We start from the raw sequence: 18,183 nt of genomic DNA on the forward strand, positions 1-18,183 counted from the left end.
AAATAATGCATGTAATAGCAATGTAAAGCTTATAATGACAATTTTATAAAAGCAGTTTTGACAATCGATGTTGACTTTAAGTTAAGTAGGAATAGATATTAAATGATCAATTTACTAAACGTGCATTAAAAAAGATGTGGCTATGACATATAGTGATAATTGTACTGAAATTGTTGTGGGTACAAGTAATATTTACTGAGGTTCTTAGTATAATCCTGAGATGAATAGGTAAGTATAATCCTTGCTAAGTATCCTTTAAAAGAATACTGCGACGGTAATTATAATAGCATTGTTATTATCAAGATAAGTTATATTTTTAGCTTAGATATCTATTTATATTTTGTATGAAATTTTTAAATATAAATTATCACTTGTTGGCATAATATTATTCTTATAGATATTGATTTTTAAGATGTTGGTCTACTACTGTTAGTTTATTACAGTGCTAAATTTTGTTTGTGTGTTAGGTGTTTGTTCTTTATGAGCATGTAATATAGTAAGTCTAAAATTTAATGTATTGTATGGTTAAATGAAAACGCAAGTTTTAGCTTCAATAAGGCAGTTAGTAAAAGCTGGTAATATAATCTTATCAAAATAGTGTAATTGTGGTGCTGTTAGTTTTACAATATATTTGAGTGATTCTGTAATTGTAGAGATAATTTGTATTAGAAATATAAAGTATTTTGTTTGTTATGATAATATAATATAATTGCAGGATATGTTTAGTGGATGATATGTTTTCTAAGTTACAAATTAAGCCTATAGTTATTTCATTGTTGTGTGTACTTGCTATATATTTAGTATTGCCTAATTTTATTGATAGTAAGTTTTTACTTTCCAAACAAAAAGTTAATCTGGGCTTGGATTTGCAAGGTGGTGTTTATTTATTATTGGAAGCAGATTTTAAAGAGTATTTAAAAGAAAGAATGTATGCACTGTATGATGAGCTGAATGAATTCTTATTGAGTAAAAGGATAGAGTATAGTAAATTTGATGTAAGACAAGATAAGCTGGTATTGGTACTAAAGGATAGTAAGAATTTTGATAAAGTAAGGTTATTTGACAATAAAAACGTTAGAGTATCTGAGCAAGAAGATTGTGTTGTAATATCCTTTTACGATAGTTATAAGTCAGAATTGTTGAGAAATGTTATATCTGATGCTATTAGTAATATCAGGCGTAGATTAGACAAATCTGGTACAAAAGAAATTATTATAAATAGTCACGGTAAAGATAGAATATCTTTGCAAGTTCCTGGAGTACATGATACTAGTCAAATTAAAACTTTATTAGGTAAAACAGCAAAACTTACATTTCACTTACTGGAAGATGTGAAGCAGTTATCATCGATTAATTCTTTAACTACTGTTTTACTTAAGGATAATCATGGTAATACTTATCCTATATTAAAAAAAGTTGAAATTAGTGGAGATTCTTTAGTAGATGTATCATCTGGTATAAATAGTCTTGGTAATGTTATTGTGCATTTTAAATTAAACAATGAAGCAGCTAAGAAGTTTGCTAAAATTACAAAAGAAAATTTTAACAAACCATTTGCTATAGTGTTGGATGGTGTAGTACTTACTGCTCCTATAATACGTGAGCCTATTCTAACTGGAAGTGGTGAAATTAGTGGTAATTTTACTGTTGAAACTGCAAAAGAATTGTCAATATTGTTAAAGTCTGGTGCCTTACCAGTACCTTTAAAGGTAATAGAAGAAAAGACAATAGGTTCTAGTTTAGGTACTGAATATATCAAGCAAGGCAGATTAGCAATGATAATATCAGTTATAGCAGTTTCTGTTTTTATTATGTTTTCTTACCGTATGTTTGGTGTTTTAGCTGTAGTTGGGTTAGTTTTTAATATTATTTTTATTGTTGCTGTACTTACATTACTTCAAGCTACACTCACATTGCCTGGACTTGCGGGTATTACTTTGACTGTAGGTATGTCTGTTGATGCTAATGTGTTAATTTTTGAGCGTATTAAAGAAGAATTAAGTTCTACAAAGAAATTGAGATGGGCTGTAGAATCTGGATTTAAAAATGCTATGTCAACAATATTTGATTCTAATATTACTACATTAATTGTTGCTGCAGTGATGTTTGTAATAGGTAGTGGTCCAATTAGTGGTTTTGCTATTACATTATCAATAGGTATTTTATGTTCTATGTTTTCTGCAATTACTTTAACAAAGATGTTGATAGATTTATATATTAAATTATTTAATTTGAAAACATTGAAAATATAATTTATTGTAAAGTTATTGGAAATGCTGTTTATGTCTAGTGATGAGGAAAATGTAACAATAGTTTATTGTAATGGTGAAGGGGATGATGCAGGTTATATTGAACACCCAAAAGTATATTTAATAGTTAAAATTGGTGAAGAAGTTAGTTGCCCTTATTGTAGTAAAGTTTTTACTTTTAATGCTCATGATTAATTTGTAGTTGTTGTTACATTGGGTTTTATAACACTTCAAAAAAAATAAGGCAGTGTTTTGCTGTGTATTTTTATTGAATTTAATATTTTTTGAAATCTTATTCTAACTAAGTTAGATATTATAATTCTGGGTTTTGTAAAATTTACAGAAAGTTATTTTACTTTCCTGTTAAATTTATGTATAGCACTTGTTCAAATCTTTTTGAATCACTAAATGAACTTATAATGATAGATTTTCAGTACTTCAGAATAGTGTTGGTATGTCTGTCTTAAGACTATTGTAAATGCATTTTAGTATTATTCTTGTATCACTGCTTCTTAAGCTCTGTTTGTATAGTTATAGTGTGATATAAAAAATGCAAGTGATTATGTGTGTTGCATGAAAGAACTTCTGCAAATATTTAATGTTAATTTTTACTTCTATGCTTAAATAATTAATGTGTTATCAGGAATTATGTCGTATTCTTATAGTAAGTAATAGTTCTTTTAGTGTTTATGCTGAATAGTAATGATTATGATACATATAGCAAGTTTATACATGATATAAGGAATACTGTTTTTTATATACAGGGCAAAGGTGTTTTACATTTAGGTAACTTGGTAAGTAATGTTACACCAGCAACTTGTATTATTGATTCTGCAAAAGAGGGTATACGAGAACAGTTCCTAAGTAGGGTATTTGTCCATCGTTCTAGTAATAAGAATGATATAAAGAAGGTTGCAGAGTTTGTAAATTCATTAGGGTTTATACCAGTAGTAAGTGCAGATTATAGAATTGCAGGGAGTGATGGTGTATGTATTTATGATGTGAGTCGCAGGTATGGTGATAAACATGTTTTGATTGTTTCTTCTGTTGGTAGATATACTACACGTAATTTACTTGATGTTATCTTAAACAGTCAAAAAAACTTTTGTAGTAGTTTTGATGATGGTGCTAAAGACAGCATTAAAACTGTTCTGTATGATCCAAAGAGTAAACCATTGAAACAAAAGATATATGATGCAATATCATATTCTGAGAAATGGTCTTTACTTACAACTCAAGAAAAGGTGATTAGATGTATTTTTACAGTACTTTCTCTTAGCATTCCTTTGATTCCTCCACTACTTTTATTATCTTATATTGGAAATATTGACATAAGGGAAGCAGCATATAGTGTGAACTTGCTTCCGTGGCAATATCGTGTGTATATGAAAACATCACATAGTCTTTATGATGTTATTGTGAATAATTCTGATGAAGACAGACGCAAGATGATGACTGATGGCATCATGGAAACAGCCATGGCAAAAGGGTTTGTTGTTAGAGGTGAAGACGGTGATATACAGCCTACTGATTTAGGGAAACATGTAAGTGGGAAACATAATTTGCTTCTCGTAGCGCATAATAAAGAACTTTCTAAAAAACAACTGTTATTAAGAATTACGACTTTTTCAGTATTAGCATTTGTGTGCTTTTCACAGATTATAGCATTGACATGTCATCTGGTTAAAGCTGAAAAGGTAGCTTTGTACTGTTCTATATTATCATATTTTGTAATTTTTGTAGAAGGTTTTTACTTACTTTCACTTAAAACTACATTATCAAAAGTTTGTGCAGCTTTTTGCTTAGTGTTTGCAGGGTTTATGTTAATGGTACATGCATTTTTACTGTATAAGGACATTACATTTGGCTATGGACCTGTAATGTCTGGTTTAATGGTTATTATTACTGGTGTTGTGTTAAGTATTGCTTTAGCGTGTAATCGGTATTACAAGCAAGATAGAGATTTAGCATTAAAACTTGGGGGTATTAGTACCACAGCTTATTTGTCTATGAAGAGAGATATTGATGTAATTGATGAAATAAAAACTGTCAAACTTGAAGGAGGATGTGATTACCAAATAATTGATGATTTAAGTCTAGCTCTTTTTAATGCATATAATGCAGGAGTGTTTGGTGCGTTACATCAAGGTCAATCTGTCGGTAATCGACAGGGTGAAATGCATAGTGATATGCAGTGCAATGATGGTCTACCAAATGCTAGTATTGATGACTTGCACATTGATAGGAGTAACTTTCAAGATTTAAATCCTTAAACCTAAGTAAAGATGAAACTTGTGTAAATTTTGTAAGAATAATAAATTGAGATTTAAAAAAAGAATTTCTAGTTTTGTAATCAATTAAATTTTATATTGTGGATGATAGTTGTGATAGTATGTATGTAGTGTTGCAATTGTTCCAATTGGCTTTGTATTTGGTCATGAAGATTTTTGTTTAGGTTGTTAAAACTATGCATAATAGTGTGCGTTATTATAGAAGATGTTTCAGAATTCTTAATTGTGTTTTGTAGAGATTAGTAGAGTTAAGGAATGGTTTCTAGTTTTGTGATCAGTTGAATTTTATATTATGGATGATAGTTGTGATAATATGTGTGTAGTGCCTCAATTATTCTGATTGGTTGATTATGTGTTGTATTTGGTCATGAAAATTTTTGTTTAGGTTGTTAAAACTATGCATAATAGTGTGCGTTATTGTAGAAGGTGTTTCAGAATTCTTAATTGTGTTTTGTAGAGATTAATAGAGTTAAGGAATGGTTTCTAGTTTTGTGATCAGTTAAATTTTATATTGTGGATGATAGTTGTGATAATATGTGTGTAGTGCCTCAATTATTCTGATTGGTTGATTATGTTCTGTATTTGGTCATGAAAATTTTTATTTAGTTTGTTAAAACTACGCATTATAATGTGTGGTGCTGTAGAAAATTCACCTGTACTATTAATTGCATCTTGTAGTAGTTTAGCAGAGCATGAGTCAAGTGATTTGTCACTTGCTAGATGTGAGAAGATGTTTTCTACATTTTTAGCTATGTTTTTATATTTGCTTAAGGGATGATCAGTAGGGTATTGTGCTATATTCTTTACTATTTGTAGCTCATTGGATGTGAAATCATGAAAAGCAAGTTTAGTCAATTGCTGTAATATCTTTTCTTTATCATTTTCTTCTATGATTTGCACTTTTATCAATATGTTTACAAGTGATTGTAGTACTTCGTATATTACAGTGTTAATTGATATTAAAATAGCATTTTGTTTATTGTCTATTGTAATGTCATTGGTGTTTGTATGTGTTTGAAGTGAACTAATTAATTTTTTGTTGTCTTCTGAAGATAAGTCAAAGTATTGTGTAGATATTGGATGTAGCATTATTGTATTATTTCTAATACTCATGTTGATACTGTATAGTGGTTGATGATTGAATCTACAAATAACTAGATTGCTGGTTTTTAAAATATTACATCCTTGTTCTAAAGATTGTGCTATAATGTTTGTACTGATTGTAAAGCTATGCTGTAGCATGTGTGTTATTATCTTATTGAGGTCACTAAACTCAAAGTGTGTGGGGGTAATTAATGTAGCAGACATGTCTTGATATTGTATGTTCACTTCATTGTTGAATAGGGTTTTAGCGGCTTTATTTTTATCTAGTACAGTAAATATTTTAGTAAAATTTTCTATTTCATTTTTTTCAGTGAAAAATATTGTTATATTACTATCATCACTAATAAGAATATTTTGTATCACCACCTTTCTCTTTAAAGTTGAATATTAATATTATGCTCAACATTTATTAATAAATAAATAATATAGTGAGCTATCATTGAATATTTTTATAAAATATACTAAAATTATATTTAATGATGTTGGATATAATAAATTTAGTAAGACAATTTTATTGTAAATTACTTAAGAAAAGTACAATTATATTTTACATATTAATATATGGATTATATTATTACTGTAAATACGGTTAGCTTTACATATATGTAAAAGTTGTAGTTGCTGTTAAGTTAAGGAGTAGTTTACCAGATAAATCTTATATAATTATTGTATAACATATTGTTTATAAAAGACTTATGTAACTTACAGTATCAGGTGTTTTTTACAGGATATTATTGCTATTTAGTATCCATATTATAGAAATTAATATTAGTAGTCTTTATTGTATCAACTGCTATAAAAGTATTGGTTCCTATAATTCTGGTTAATTGTTATAGAAAATTTATGCATATAATCTTTATGCTAGGTTATATAGCAGCCATAGTAAAAGTTGATAAAATTTACCATTTGTTTCATACTTATTAAAACTTAAAATTTGTGTATTTTTATGGTTATAGATCAAGTAGCTTTTAATATTGGGCCTTTGCAAATAAGATGGTACTCTTTATCATATGTATTTGGTATAATGTTTGCTTACTGGTATATAAAAAAGGTAGATAAATATCAAGTTTTTAACAAAGAAAGTTATGAATCAGTAATATCTTGGTGGGTGATTTCTGTAATTCTTGGTGGCAGAATCGGATACATATTGTTCTATAATCTGGATTTTTATATACACTTTCCTATTGAAATGCTTAAATTATGGAATGGAGGCATGTCATTTCATGGGGCTTTAGTTGGAGTAATGACTGGTATGTATATTTTTTGTAGAAAGAATAAAATAGATGTTCTTGCTGCTCTTGACTTAGGTGCATGTGCTGTACCTGTTGGTATATTTTTTGGACGTATTGCGAACTTTATTAATGGTGAATTGTATGGTAAAGTAACCGATATGAAAATTGGAATGACTTTTCCTGCAAGTGGTGACCTACTTTATAGACATCCAAGTCAGTTGTATGAAGCTTTTGGTGAAGGATTTTTGTTATTTGTAGTGACGAATTCTCTTTTCTTTTTTACAAAAATCAAAACATCTAAAGGAATGCTGAGTTCTGTTTTTTGTATATGGTACGGTGTAATAAGATTTTTTATTGAGTTTGTTAGAGAGCCAGATGCGCAAATTGGATATATTATTTTTGATCAAATAACTATGGGACAGTTATTGTCTATTTTTATGATAATTATGGGTTTTTATTTTATAAAATTGGCTAAAACGCAAGATAAATCTTCAATTTAAAGATGTTGTTTTTATGTAATTTTAGAAAATTTTTATAAGTTATGGTTTGAAAGAACAAGTTGTTTTGAGTATTAGTGTTTGTTTTTTAAAGTGTTAGTTGTGGCTAATTAAATTAGTCTGTAAGACACAGTTGCCTTTTGATGGAAAAGGTAATATAGTGTGTGAATATACTAAAATTAATATAATTTTGGCTCATGTAATGAACACACCATTATTAACTCCATTTACTTCAAGTAGCCAAAGAGCCTCACTATTACAAGGTTTGTATTTAAATATAAAAAGTAACGGAAATGATCTTTTTCCTGCTACTTATTGTGTAGATGTGAGTGTAGAAGCTGTAAATTCTAGGTCATTAAATGTAGAATAATGTACTGTTATATTTGAATGATAAGCCTACATATGCTTGATGATCTAGTGATATTTTGGTTGATGTGCAAACTTGTATAAGCAATAATGTAATGAATTACAGGCTGTGGTAATGTAAATATGGTATGTATATAGTACGTTTGATAGTATTCTTGTACGTTATTGGAAAGTAATACTAGATGATATTTCATAGTTTACTGTATGTTATGGCCTTATATTTAAGAAGTGGTATTTAATTTTTAAGGCAAATACGCTTATTTAAAGTGCAAAATTATTCAGTAGTATTTGTTGATCTTATGTATGTTAGTTTGTACATATGTGGAATTGTCTTTTCAGTTTAATTTAGAGTTGTAGGAATATAAAATTGGTAACGCTGCTGCATAATGTTAAGTAGTTTATGGTGTATTATGTATTTTGTAATCTATAGCGGTAGTGTTAAATTTTGTAACATACTTGTTTAAATAAGAAGTAGTTCAGTAGTGTTTGTTGGTCTTATATGTGTTAATGTGTATATGAGAACTGGTCTTGTCAAATGGGTTTAACATTGAAATAAAGAGAAATTGATATTGCGTGTAATATTATGTGATTTATTGTTTGTGCTTTTATGTTTATGGTGGAGTAGTATTTAATTTTTGGAATATATGCTTGTTTCAATACATTGTTATTCAATATGTATAGTGTGGCCTTGTGTGTATAATGTCAATTTGTGCGCATAGCTGCAATTTTTCAGGTTGATTTAAATTGCTAATAAAGCAGTTTCGGTAATCTGTAAGGTTATAGTGTATTGTAAATTGTGTATCCATAACTGTAATGATTTGTTTTGGTACAAGTGTGCTTGTTTAAGTGCACAATGTATATATAGTATTAGTTTGATGTGCGTTAATATCAACTTATACATATAGGTCTATCATATTAATTAGAAAAGTTGGTCTCAAATATCTGAAACGCTATATAATATATGTAGAGTGTGGTATATGCATTTCGTGTCTGCTATTAGTTTTATAATAAATACTCTTGTTTGAAAAGTTATTCAGCAAAGGTAAAATTTAATTTTATACATGTTATTTGTGTACATATTGGTCTCTTCAATGAGTATAGTTTTATGTTACATTTGTTGTGTAGCAAAATAGTTTTTTAGAAGGAATGTACTTGTTTAAAGTGCAGGTTATATAATATAATGGTGGTACTTGTCTGTTACATCTGTGGATATTGTGCATACAAGTTTCTGTTGATTAAGATGTTGGTAAAGTAGTTTTGTAAGTTCTACATGACGTTGTAGTGATTGTAGTGTATTATTTCTAGGTGTAGTAGTGTTTGTTTCAGTACAGATATACTATTTGTGTCTGCATAGAATTATTTAACATAAGTAAAAATATGAATTTTTCACTTATGCATCCTTACGTAAAGTGATGCATGTAACTTATTCAGATGTGAAGTTACTGTTCTTTTGATGCAAATGATCTTTTTAAAGGTTGAGATTCATCTTCATTATTTTTGGTTAATTCTTTTCCATTAATTATATTTTTAATGTCTTCTCCAGTTAAAGTCTCAAATTCTAGTAAGTTTTTAGCAACTATATGTAATGATTCTAAATGCTCATGTAAAAGACTTTTTGCTCTTTCTAGTGCAGATGTAACTATGGATTTAACTTCTTCATCTATCAAATTTGCTAAGTTATTAGAGATAGTTTCATTTTTTTCATCACTATGGTATAGCGGACCTACTTTATCACTCATACCCCACTTCATGACCATTGCTCTTACTAAATCTGTTGCCTGTTTTATGTCTGATGATGCGCCGCTTGTTACTTTGTGGTATCCAAAAATTAATTCTTCGGCTGCTCTTCCACCCATTGCTACTGTTAAGTCTGCGATCATTTTTTCTCTTGTATGAGATACACGATCTGACTCCGGTAACCTCATTACTAACCCTAGACTTCTTCCTCTTGGAATTATTGTTGCTTTATGTATAGGATCCGATGCCGCTGTAAAAAATGCAATAACAGCATGTCCTGCTTCATGATAGGCTGTTAATTTTTTTTCTTCTTCTGTCATCATTAATGATTTTCTTTCAGCTCCCATCATGACTTTATCTCTTGCATATTCAAAATCACTCATTGTGACGATTTTTTTATTCAGCCTTGCTGCTATTAGTGCTGCTTCATTTACTAAATTTGCAAGATCAGCTCCTGAAAATCCTGGAGTACCACGCGCAATGGTTCTGATATCTACATCAGGTGCTGTAGGGACTTTTTTGATGTGTACGTTAATGATCTTTTCTCGCCCGTTAATGTCAGGAATACTAATAGTGACTTGTCTGTCGAATCTTCCTGGTCTAAGAAGTGCAGAATCTAATACATCCGGACGGTTGGTTGCAGCGATAATAATTACTCCTTCATTAGATTCAAAACCATCCATTTCTACTAATAATTGATTTAATGTTTGTTCGCGTTCGTCATTTCCTCCGCCTAAACCAATTCCTCTATGTCTTCCTACTGCGTCTATTTCATCAATAAATATGATGCATGGTGCATTTTTTTTGCCTTGTTCAAACATATCACGTACGCGGCTTGCACCTACACCTACAAACATTTCTACAAAATCTGAGCCAGATATGCTAAAAAAAGGAACATTTGCTTCACCTGCAATTGCACGTGCCAATAAAGTTTTTCCTGTTCCTGGTGACCCTATTAACAAGCACCCTTTTGGTATTTTGCCTCCTAATTTTTGAAACCTTTGCCTATGTTTTAAAAAATCTACTATTTCAATTAGTTCTTCTTTTGCTTCATCAATACCTGCTACATCGTTAAAAGTAACTTTATTGCGGTGTTCAGTCATCAGTTTAGCACGTGATTTACTGAAGTTAATAGTTCTATTACCTCCTATTTGCATTCGTTTGAGAAATATGAACCATATTATGACAAGTAGCAGCATAGGGAACCAAGATATCAATATGCTCCCTAATATTCCAAATAATGTATCTTCAGGTAAAAAAGTAAAGGTAACCTGCTTACTGTGTAATGTTTTTATTAAACTGTCGTATATTACACCAGTTGTTTGGAATTTAGAACTGTCTTTCAGTCTTCCAGTAATATTGTGTTCGCTGATGTTAATAGTTTCTATTTCATTATTATCAATCTTGTTTAAGAATTCTGAGAATGGTAATTTTAGTACGTTTCCGTTAATAACTTTGTCGTTAAATTGGACATATGCTGCAGTAACCAGAACAATTACTATAATCCAAATTGATAATCCTTCAATGATTTTTCTCATAGTAAAGGCTCCTTGCTTATAAATTCACTATAAGTTAAATTGATAAGATGTTGTTTTACCAATACCTCTTCAATTCTGATGTATGACTTAATGTCAATATAGTCATTCTTGTTATGATTTTGTAGGGGGTAAGCAACAATTTTATTTTGGTGTTTTAATACAGGTAAACAGCGTACAGCTTCCCTATTTAATTTTTTAAGATCATCTGGAATATTGCTGTTATTTAAGCTACAAACAGTGAGACTGTTTGCATTGTGGTGTGCAATGCTTATTTTAAATCTGTTATCCCATATTATTGGTGTATTTGTAGGATAGGTAACAGTTAGTTCTTTGATAGTTGATACCTCTCTAATGACAGAAATAGTATTATTCTGGTTTTTTACAATTTTACAATTACACAAAGTTTGGGCTGAATTGAATTCATTGTTTTGTATTTTGTAGAATATCCTGTTGATCTTGTTGTATCTTGGCTTATATTTTTGTTGACCAATAGTCATGATAGAATATGTTAAAAGCCTTAATGATATTTCTTCTGGAAGGTTTAAAAATACATCCAATTTAATGTTAATATGTCCTAAATTTGTGAATTCTAAGCATTGATCTGTAGCTTCCCTTACATAATGTAAGATACAATCTAAAGATCGTTTTATATGTGTTGATGCAGTATAAAGTCTGTTAATGAATACTTCAGAGTTATCTGTAGTTTCTAACATATTACGATATAGTGTTCTTTTATACTTTTTGTTGTTGTTACTTGGGTCGTTTATCCAGGAAATATTATTTTGGTTTGCATATTGTAGCAATTCTATCCTACTAACGCTTAAAAGTGGTCTGAGTATACATATTCCGTTTAGATATGTACATTCTTGCATACCAGCTAACCCATCTAATCCACTACCTCTTTCTAATCTAATCATAATAGTCTCTGCTTGGTCATTTTTCTGATGCGCTACCATTAAATAGTTTATTCTATTCTCATTACACCATTGCAATAATAAGCCATATCTTATTTGTCTGGCAGAAGATTGTATATTGCTTTCTGGTAATTTGCCATGCCAATTTAATATATGGCATTTTAAGTTTAAATTTTGTGAATGTTGAAATACAAATAACGCTTCTTGCTCTGCTTCTTGGCGCAATCCATGGTTTACTGTCAGGATTATTGGAGTATTACAATTACTATATTGTGCTGACAAATGTAACAAAACCATACTATCTATCCCACCAGAAACTGCAACTGCATAAGTACCGTTCAAGTTTTGTATTTTCTTTTGGAATAACAGTTTTAAATCTCTCATTAATTTTTACTAATAAAAACAAATGGCGGAAAGAGAGGGATTCGAACCCTCGATACAGGATTACTGCATACACACTTTCCAGGCGTGCGCTTTAGACCACTCAGCCACCTTTCCAGGCTGACATTATTATAGTTGTGAGTTTTTATACAGTCTAGTGGTAAAAATGTTATTGATTTCAGGAAGTGATTTTATTAATGTTTATTTTGTGTTCTCTGAAAATTATGTTCCTACTGAATATCAAAGATTTTTCTTTAGTTGGTATAATACTACAGTTCTTTTATTGTGTTGCGGTATTTATTTTATTATTTGAGATACAATTGTTTCTTAATGTATAGTAAGTTTTGCTGTAATAACTACTAAAGATTTGTGAATAATCTGTTTGAATTTTCTTGGTGTATTACACTATGCTCTAGTAAAGATTTGTATCCTTGATATTGTCGTACTTCATTTATTAGTTTTATTATAATTTGGATAATAAGGTTAGTAATATGTATGTCTTGATTATCAGAGATTAAATTTTTAATCTCATTAATTATGTATTAATGATTCTATATTACAGTTCAGAAAGAAAATATATATATTTATAAAATTTACGCATTTATAAATGTAGTTAATGTTAAGTTTTTGTAATGCGTGTTATTGCTGATTCTTAAATTTGCTAATTTACTAACATTCTGTTTAAAATAAAAGTATATATCATGTATAAGAGTTTACTTAGCGTAATTTTTATTACTGGCGTGTTTTCGCTAATTTTTGCGCTTCTTATGTTTATCCCAACAATAGTGAATTATTATACTGGCTATGTATGGCAACACTTTTTTTGTACATGTCTTTTTGTAGTATTATTTAGTTTGATATGTATTTTTTTGGGAAGGCCATCTAATTTGAAACAAATGAATGTTGTTATTGTTACAGTGATTATATGGATTGTTTTATCTGTAATATCTGCAATACCATTTATTTATGACTGTGATCTCCATTACATAGATGCTTTTTTTGAGTCTGTATCTGGCTTAACTACTACTGGAGCTACAATATTAACTGATTTGCAAAATCAGTCTCCTGGAATTTTAATTTGGAGAGCTTTACTGAATGCGATAGGAGGACTGGGAATTATTACAAGTGGTATTTTTCTACTGTCTTACTTAAAAATTTACAATTTACATGGATTATACCGCTCTGAATCCTCTGAGCAATCTAAGAAGTTTAAATATGGAATTGTTAGATCATCAATGTACATTTTTATTATATATTGTATGTTAATGGCTTCGTGTACAATACTATATTGGATTTCTGGTATGTCAGGATTTGATGCTATATGTCATGCAATGTCAACTGTATCTACTGGTGGTTTCTCTAATTATGATAATTCTCTGCAACATTTTAATAATGTGTACATTGAAGTTATAGCAGTCATATTCATGTTATTGAGTTCTTGTCCTTTTATGGTGTATTTGAAAATTATTACAAAGCAGTGCTTTTATGATGAACAAATTGTGTTTTTTGCTATTATTGTTTTTCTTTTTGTAATGATATCTGTAATAAATTGCTATTTTGATGAAACAATGTCAGGTTATTCTTTTCTTGATATTTTGAGATACTCTGTATTTTCTGTTGTGTCATTAAGTACTTCCACTGGACTTGTAAATTGTGATTATACTAATTGGCATTTTTTCTCAATTTTTGGTATTTTGATGATGCTAATAGGTGGCTGTAGCGGTTCTACTAATAGTGGAATTAAGGTCTATAGAATTGTGTTATTGGTAAAAGCATTGCATGCTTATATGAGTAATATTGTATATCCTACGCAAATAAGTACTGTCAAATATAATAGAAAATGTGTAAGTGAAGATTTCATTTGTAATATAGGATTATTCTTTTCACTATATATTTTTTTGTTGTTTATAGGAAGTGCAATTGTTTCTAGTAGTGGAGTGGATTTTATTACTGCTTTTAGTGCAGTGTCTGGAACTTTTAGCAATGTGGGACCTGGTATGGGACATGTTATAGGTCCAAGTGCTAACTATTATAATTTATTGCCTTCAGTGAAAATCCTATTGTCTTTTTTTATGTTAATGGGAAGATTAGAAATAATACCATTTTTTTCTTGTATGTATCTAATGGCAAATGTTCTGTTGAAAAATAGGTAAAATTCTTATATTTGAAGTGCATTATGTATATTTAAGATATATATGTTATTGCTTATAAATGTAAAAAAATGTTAAGTTTTTGAGCTATTAGTTGTGATAGTTAAAATGTTTGGTTAGTTTTTACACTAAATATGATATTTATAAGAAATATTGCAACTAAGTTTTATTTGTGTGCTTAAATTTGAAAAAAGCTTGATATTCTTTTGTAAGGATATAACATTGAGTATTTAGAGTAGTAATATTGTAAATTTTAATCATTTAGCATGTATATTGTATGTTACATTCTGCTGTTATCACAGATCCAGGAAGGGGTATTTTTGCTGTTGTAGATCTTGGATCTACGAAAATAGTTTGTTTTATAATTAGAGTTTCTCGTAATAGCAGTCCTGAAGTTATTGGAATAGGGTATAAGGCTGCTGAGGGAATCAGTGGTGGTACTATTACTGATATGGAGCCTGCAAGTTATTCTGTATTGTCTTGTATAGAATCAGCTAAAAAGATGGCTCAGGAATCAGTAATAAATCAAGTTTTTGTTAATATTTCTGGATGTGATATTTGTTCTACAAATGTTGTCAATGAGATTAATGCAGCAATTCATGAAATTTCGGATATTGATATAAGAAATATAATGTTACAAACTTATAATAAATGTCGTGATGACCAAATTATAATTCATAACATTCCAATAGTGTATTCTCTTGATGATTTAAACAATATTACAGAGTTAAAAGGATTATATGGAAGTAAGTTGAAAGCAAGTATGCATGTGATTGCTGCTTCTAAGTTTGCATTGTTGAATATAGAAAACTGCATAACTAGTTGTAGTAGTTTGGATGTTACTGGATATATAGCAGAACCTTATTCTTCAGGATTGTCATGTCTTACTGATGATGAGAAAGAAATTGGGGCAATGGTTTTAGATATTGGAGGTAGATATACATCTCTTGGAATTTTTTATAAAGGGAAATTAATATATGCAGATAGTGTACCTTTAGGTGGTATGCATATTACTAATGATATTGCATATGGTTTGTGTATTAGTGTTAGGGATGCTGAACGTATAAAAGTATTATATGGTGATGCTATGTTAGTATCTCCAGATAAGGATGGTATAATAGAAGCTGATGTTGGTGAGGATGAAATTATCTCAGTTGTACGTTCTGATTTAGTAAAAATAATTAAGCCCAGGGTAGAAGAAATTTTTGATATAGTAGGCAGTAGAATAGTTAAACAGAAAGATTTAATTAATAGGGTAGTAATTACAGGTGGTTCTAGCCAATTGATTAATATTAAAGAAGTGGCTAGTTATGTATTAAAAAAACAAGTAAGGATTGGTTTCCCATTAGAGTTAAAAGGAATAAGTAATGACTATAAGCGTAATCCATCTTTTTCTGCAGCAATAGGTACAGCTTTACTGGTTTCAAATAGGATACATAATAAAAGAAAACCTATACAGAGAAAAAACAACATATTAAAGAAAATTTTAGACTTGATACCAGTAAAAGCTTAGTGTAATTTTTTCCTTAAATCACGATCTAATGTAGAGATGACACCAGTATTATCCTGCTTTTGGGTATAATTAGATTCTTTAATTAATTCCTGAATAGCACTTGTTGCAACATCAATGGTACTAAGTTTTAATGATTGTGTCATTGTTGATACTTGATGAGATATCTTTTTTATAGCTACATCAAGATGTTTCTCTAAGATATTTTCTATATCCTTTTTGTTAGAAGTGATGATAAGGTCATATTCTTCATGTGCTTTCTTTAGTATCTCTTTAAGAATTTTTTCAGTTTCAAGGTTTTGCACAACTACACTATCTAATAAATCTTTGGATTGCTTTTGTACATCAGAAGGTAATATAACTTCCTGTTTTACCTTATTCAGCCTTGTGGATAAAAACTGATTAATTTTTCTGTACAAAGGACGAAAAACTAATAAAGCTCCTATGCAAAATGCAAGATTAATAACGAAATATGAAGATATCATATTTTCTCCTTGTATAATCTAATAGTAATATCTCGTAATTTGTCTTTATCAGTATACTCAGTTCCTAACATTTTTTTATAATACAGCAAAGCTATTTCACATGTAAGATCAATTAGCTCTTGTTCCACTTGATGTTTTAGGTTATGCATATATTCATCTGCTGTACTAAACATTTTCTTTAGTTCTTCATTTAGTGCAGAGATTAAATCTGCATTAGTATTCTTTACCTCTTGAAGAGCAGAGCTTATAATCTTATCTGCTTCAGCTTTTACTTCATCTAAACTGAACAACTGCTTCTTTAATTCGTGTTGTATCAGATTTAAATCGTTTTCAACAGAATCAATAGAACCTCTTGTAGTATTGTACCTTTTTTTTATAACATTTTCAACTTTTGGTAAAATATTCTTACTAATTACTAAGTACAAAATGCCAAAAGATAAGAAAAACCAAAATAACTGAGATGGGTAAGAGGTTATATCTAATTGTGGTATTATATCCATGATTTACACTAGGCTACAAAAATTAGTAATAGAGCTAAAAGAAAAGAGAATAGACCCATAGCTTCAACTAATGCAGCACCAGTATAAACATATTTTTTTAGTTTATCTTCGGTTTCAGGATTGCGTGCTAAGCCATTTAGCATGGTAGAAAATATATTTGCTACCCCTAGAGCAGAAGCAACCATACCAAAAACGCTTAATCCTACAGCAATGAACTTTAAAGACTCCATACACTCCTACCTTTATAAAAAGTTAAGAGTATTATAAGTTCATCAATATATGAAGTCAATTGATAAAATTTAGTGTTTATTAGCTGTGTTTGATAAATATACACAAGTTGGTACTGTAAGTTGTGTTCTTGTCATATTGCAGGAATGTTTCAAAAGCAGATTAAAATGATGATAAAAATTATAGATAAAACATAAAAAATGTATTCATATTTATTAATTTGTTATTTGTTTAGTATTTTGATTATCATGTTGTACTGGCAAAATATAGTGGCTTATGAGAATTTATTGGCTCAGGCTAGTTAGTTATAACAAATTAGTATTTTATATGAATACATGCATGTCAGTATTGTAGTAATGTTTCATCAGGTAAAAATTATAGATAAAATAATAATGATGTATGCATTGTTTTGACGCTGTTGCTTTTAATATGTCCTGTTATTGTTTGGCAATGAAGTATAGTAGTTTGTGAGAGTTTCTTGACTCAATCTGATTAGTTATAACAAATTAGTATTTTATATGAATACGTGCATGTCAGTATTGTAGTAATGTTTCACCAGGTAAAAATTATAGATAAAATAGTAATGATGTATACATTGTTTTGACGCTGTTGCTTTTAATATGTCCTGTTATTGTTTGGCAGTGAAGTATAGTGGTTTGTGAGAGTTTCTTGACTCAATCTGATTAGTTATAACAAATTAGTATTTTATATAAAATACGTGCATGTCAGTATTGTAGTAATGTTTCATCAGGTAAAAATTATAGATAAAATAGTAATGATGTATGCATTATTTTGACGCTGTTGCTTTTAATATGTCCAGTTATTTTTTAATAGTGAGGTATAGTAGTTTATGAGAATTTATTGGCTCAGTCTAGTTAGTGATAACAAATTAGTATTTTATATAAAATACGTGCATGTCAGTATTGTAGTAATGTTTCACCAGGTAAAAATTATAGATAAAATAGTAATGATGTATACATTGTTTTGACGCTGTTGCTTTT

The 18,183-nt window shown here is 29.3% G+C and carries 13 protein-coding genes and 1 tRNA gene; 7 read left to right on the forward strand and 7 right to left on the reverse strand.

Going from position 1 to position 18,183, the window contains the following annotated elements; genetic code table 11:
• Positions 1-734: 734 nt before the first annotated feature.
• The 3 genes from secD to DRF75_RS02725 all read left to right on the forward strand — a co-directional run bounded on the left by secD (position 735) and on the right by DRF75_RS02725 (position 4,522).
• Positions 735-2,252 (forward strand): protein translocase subunit SecD, encoded by a 1,518-nt coding sequence (gene secD / locus DRF75_RS02715; protein ID WP_045170688.1) that lies wholly within the window; start codon positions 735-737, stop codon positions 2,250-2,252.
• Positions 2,253-2,282: 30 nt separating this feature from the next.
• A complete protein-coding gene (locus DRF75_RS02720; RefSeq protein WP_082019984.1) occupies positions 2,283-2,444 on the forward strand; it encodes a zinc-finger domain-containing protein in 162 nt (53 codons plus the stop codon).
• A 494-nt stretch (positions 2,445-2,938) separates the two neighbouring features.
• The gene (locus DRF75_RS02725; RefSeq protein ID WP_129992621.1) at positions 2,939-4,522 is read left to right on the forward strand and encodes a hypothetical protein; all 1,584 of its coding nucleotides are present in this window, start codon (positions 2,939-2,941) and stop codon (positions 4,520-4,522) included.
• 570 nt (positions 4,523-5,092) lie between these two features.
• Here the strand turns inward: DRF75_RS02725 and DRF75_RS02730 are convergent.
• Positions 5,093-6,010 carry a hypothetical protein gene (locus DRF75_RS02730; RefSeq protein WP_082019988.1) on the reverse strand — a complete coding sequence of 306 codons (918 nt, stop codon included), beginning with the start codon at positions 6,008-6,010 and terminating at the stop codon, positions 5,093-5,095.
• Between the two features lie 580 nt (positions 6,011-6,590).
• On the opposite strand from DRF75_RS02730, the gene lgt reads away from it, so the two are divergent.
• Both lgt and DRF75_RS02740 read left to right on the forward strand, forming a co-directional pair.
• Positions 6,591-7,376, forward strand: coding sequence for a prolipoprotein diacylglyceryl transferase (gene lgt, locus DRF75_RS02735; RefSeq protein WP_045170715.1), 786 nt, complete (start codon positions 6,591-6,593; stop codon positions 7,374-7,376).
• 97 nt (positions 7,377-7,473) lie between these two features.
• A complete protein-coding gene (locus tag DRF75_RS02740) occupies positions 7,474-7,743 on the forward strand; it encodes a hypothetical protein (RefSeq protein WP_045170714.1) in 270 nt (89 codons plus the stop codon).
• 1,435 nt (positions 7,744-9,178) lie between these two features.
• On the opposite strand, the gene ftsH is transcribed toward DRF75_RS02740, so the two are convergent.
• The 3 genes from ftsH to DRF75_RS02755 form a co-directional block, all read right to left on the reverse strand.
• Positions 9,179-11,014 (reverse strand): ATP-dependent zinc metalloprotease FtsH, encoded by a 1,836-nt coding sequence (gene ftsH / locus DRF75_RS02745; RefSeq protein ID WP_045170713.1) that lies wholly within the window; start codon positions 11,012-11,014, stop codon positions 9,179-9,181.
• A complete protein-coding gene (gene tilS / locus DRF75_RS02750) occupies positions 11,011-12,312 on the reverse strand; it encodes a tRNA lysidine(34) synthetase TilS (protein WP_129992622.1) in 1,302 nt (433 codons plus the stop codon). The genes ftsH and tilS overlap by 4 nt, the downstream gene beginning before the upstream one ends.
• A gap of 23 nt (positions 12,313-12,335) precedes the next feature.
• Positions 12,336-12,426 (reverse strand) — tRNA-Ser (locus DRF75_RS02755).
• Between the two features lie 752 nt (positions 12,427-13,178).
• Between DRF75_RS02755 and DRF75_RS02760 the strand changes: the two genes are divergently transcribed.
• Both DRF75_RS02760 and ftsA read left to right on the forward strand, forming a co-directional pair.
• Complete coding sequence (locus DRF75_RS02760) at positions 13,179-14,462, forward strand: TrkH family potassium uptake protein (RefSeq protein WP_235424702.1); 1,284 nt, start codon at positions 13,179-13,181, stop codon at positions 14,460-14,462.
• Positions 14,463-14,736: 274 nt separating this feature from the next.
• Positions 14,737-15,972, forward strand: a complete 1,236-nt coding sequence (ftsA, locus tag DRF75_RS02765) for a cell division protein FtsA (protein WP_045170710.1) — start codon at positions 14,737-14,739, stop codon at positions 15,970-15,972.
• On the opposite strand, the gene DRF75_RS02770 is transcribed toward ftsA, so the two are convergent.
• Genes DRF75_RS02770 through DRF75_RS02780 form a run of 3 tightly spaced genes read right to left on the reverse strand, consistent with a single transcriptional unit; the run spans position 15,969 to position 17,184 of the window.
• Positions 15,969-16,454: an ATP synthase subunit B family protein gene (locus DRF75_RS02770; protein WP_045170709.1), complete on the reverse strand. Its 486-nt coding sequence runs from the start codon at positions 16,452-16,454 to the stop codon at positions 15,969-15,971. The genes ftsA and DRF75_RS02770 overlap by 4 nt on opposite strands.
• Positions 16,451-16,954 (reverse strand): F0F1 ATP synthase subunit B family protein, encoded by a 504-nt coding sequence (locus DRF75_RS02775; RefSeq protein ID WP_045170708.1) that lies wholly within the window; start codon positions 16,952-16,954, stop codon positions 16,451-16,453. Before DRF75_RS02775 ends, DRF75_RS02770 begins: the two co-directional genes overlap by 4 nt.
• Positions 16,955-16,962: 8 nt before the next feature.
• Positions 16,963-17,184 (reverse strand): F0F1 ATP synthase subunit C, encoded by a 222-nt coding sequence (locus DRF75_RS02780; RefSeq protein ID WP_006011614.1) that lies wholly within the window; start codon positions 17,182-17,184, stop codon positions 16,963-16,965.
• Between the last annotated feature and the right edge of the window lie 999 nt (positions 17,185-18,183).

It is taken from the genome of Ehrlichia minasensis (assembly GCF_004181775.1).
GTDB classification, from domain to species: domain Bacteria; phylum Pseudomonadota; class Alphaproteobacteria; order Rickettsiales; family Anaplasmataceae; genus Ehrlichia; species Ehrlichia minasensis.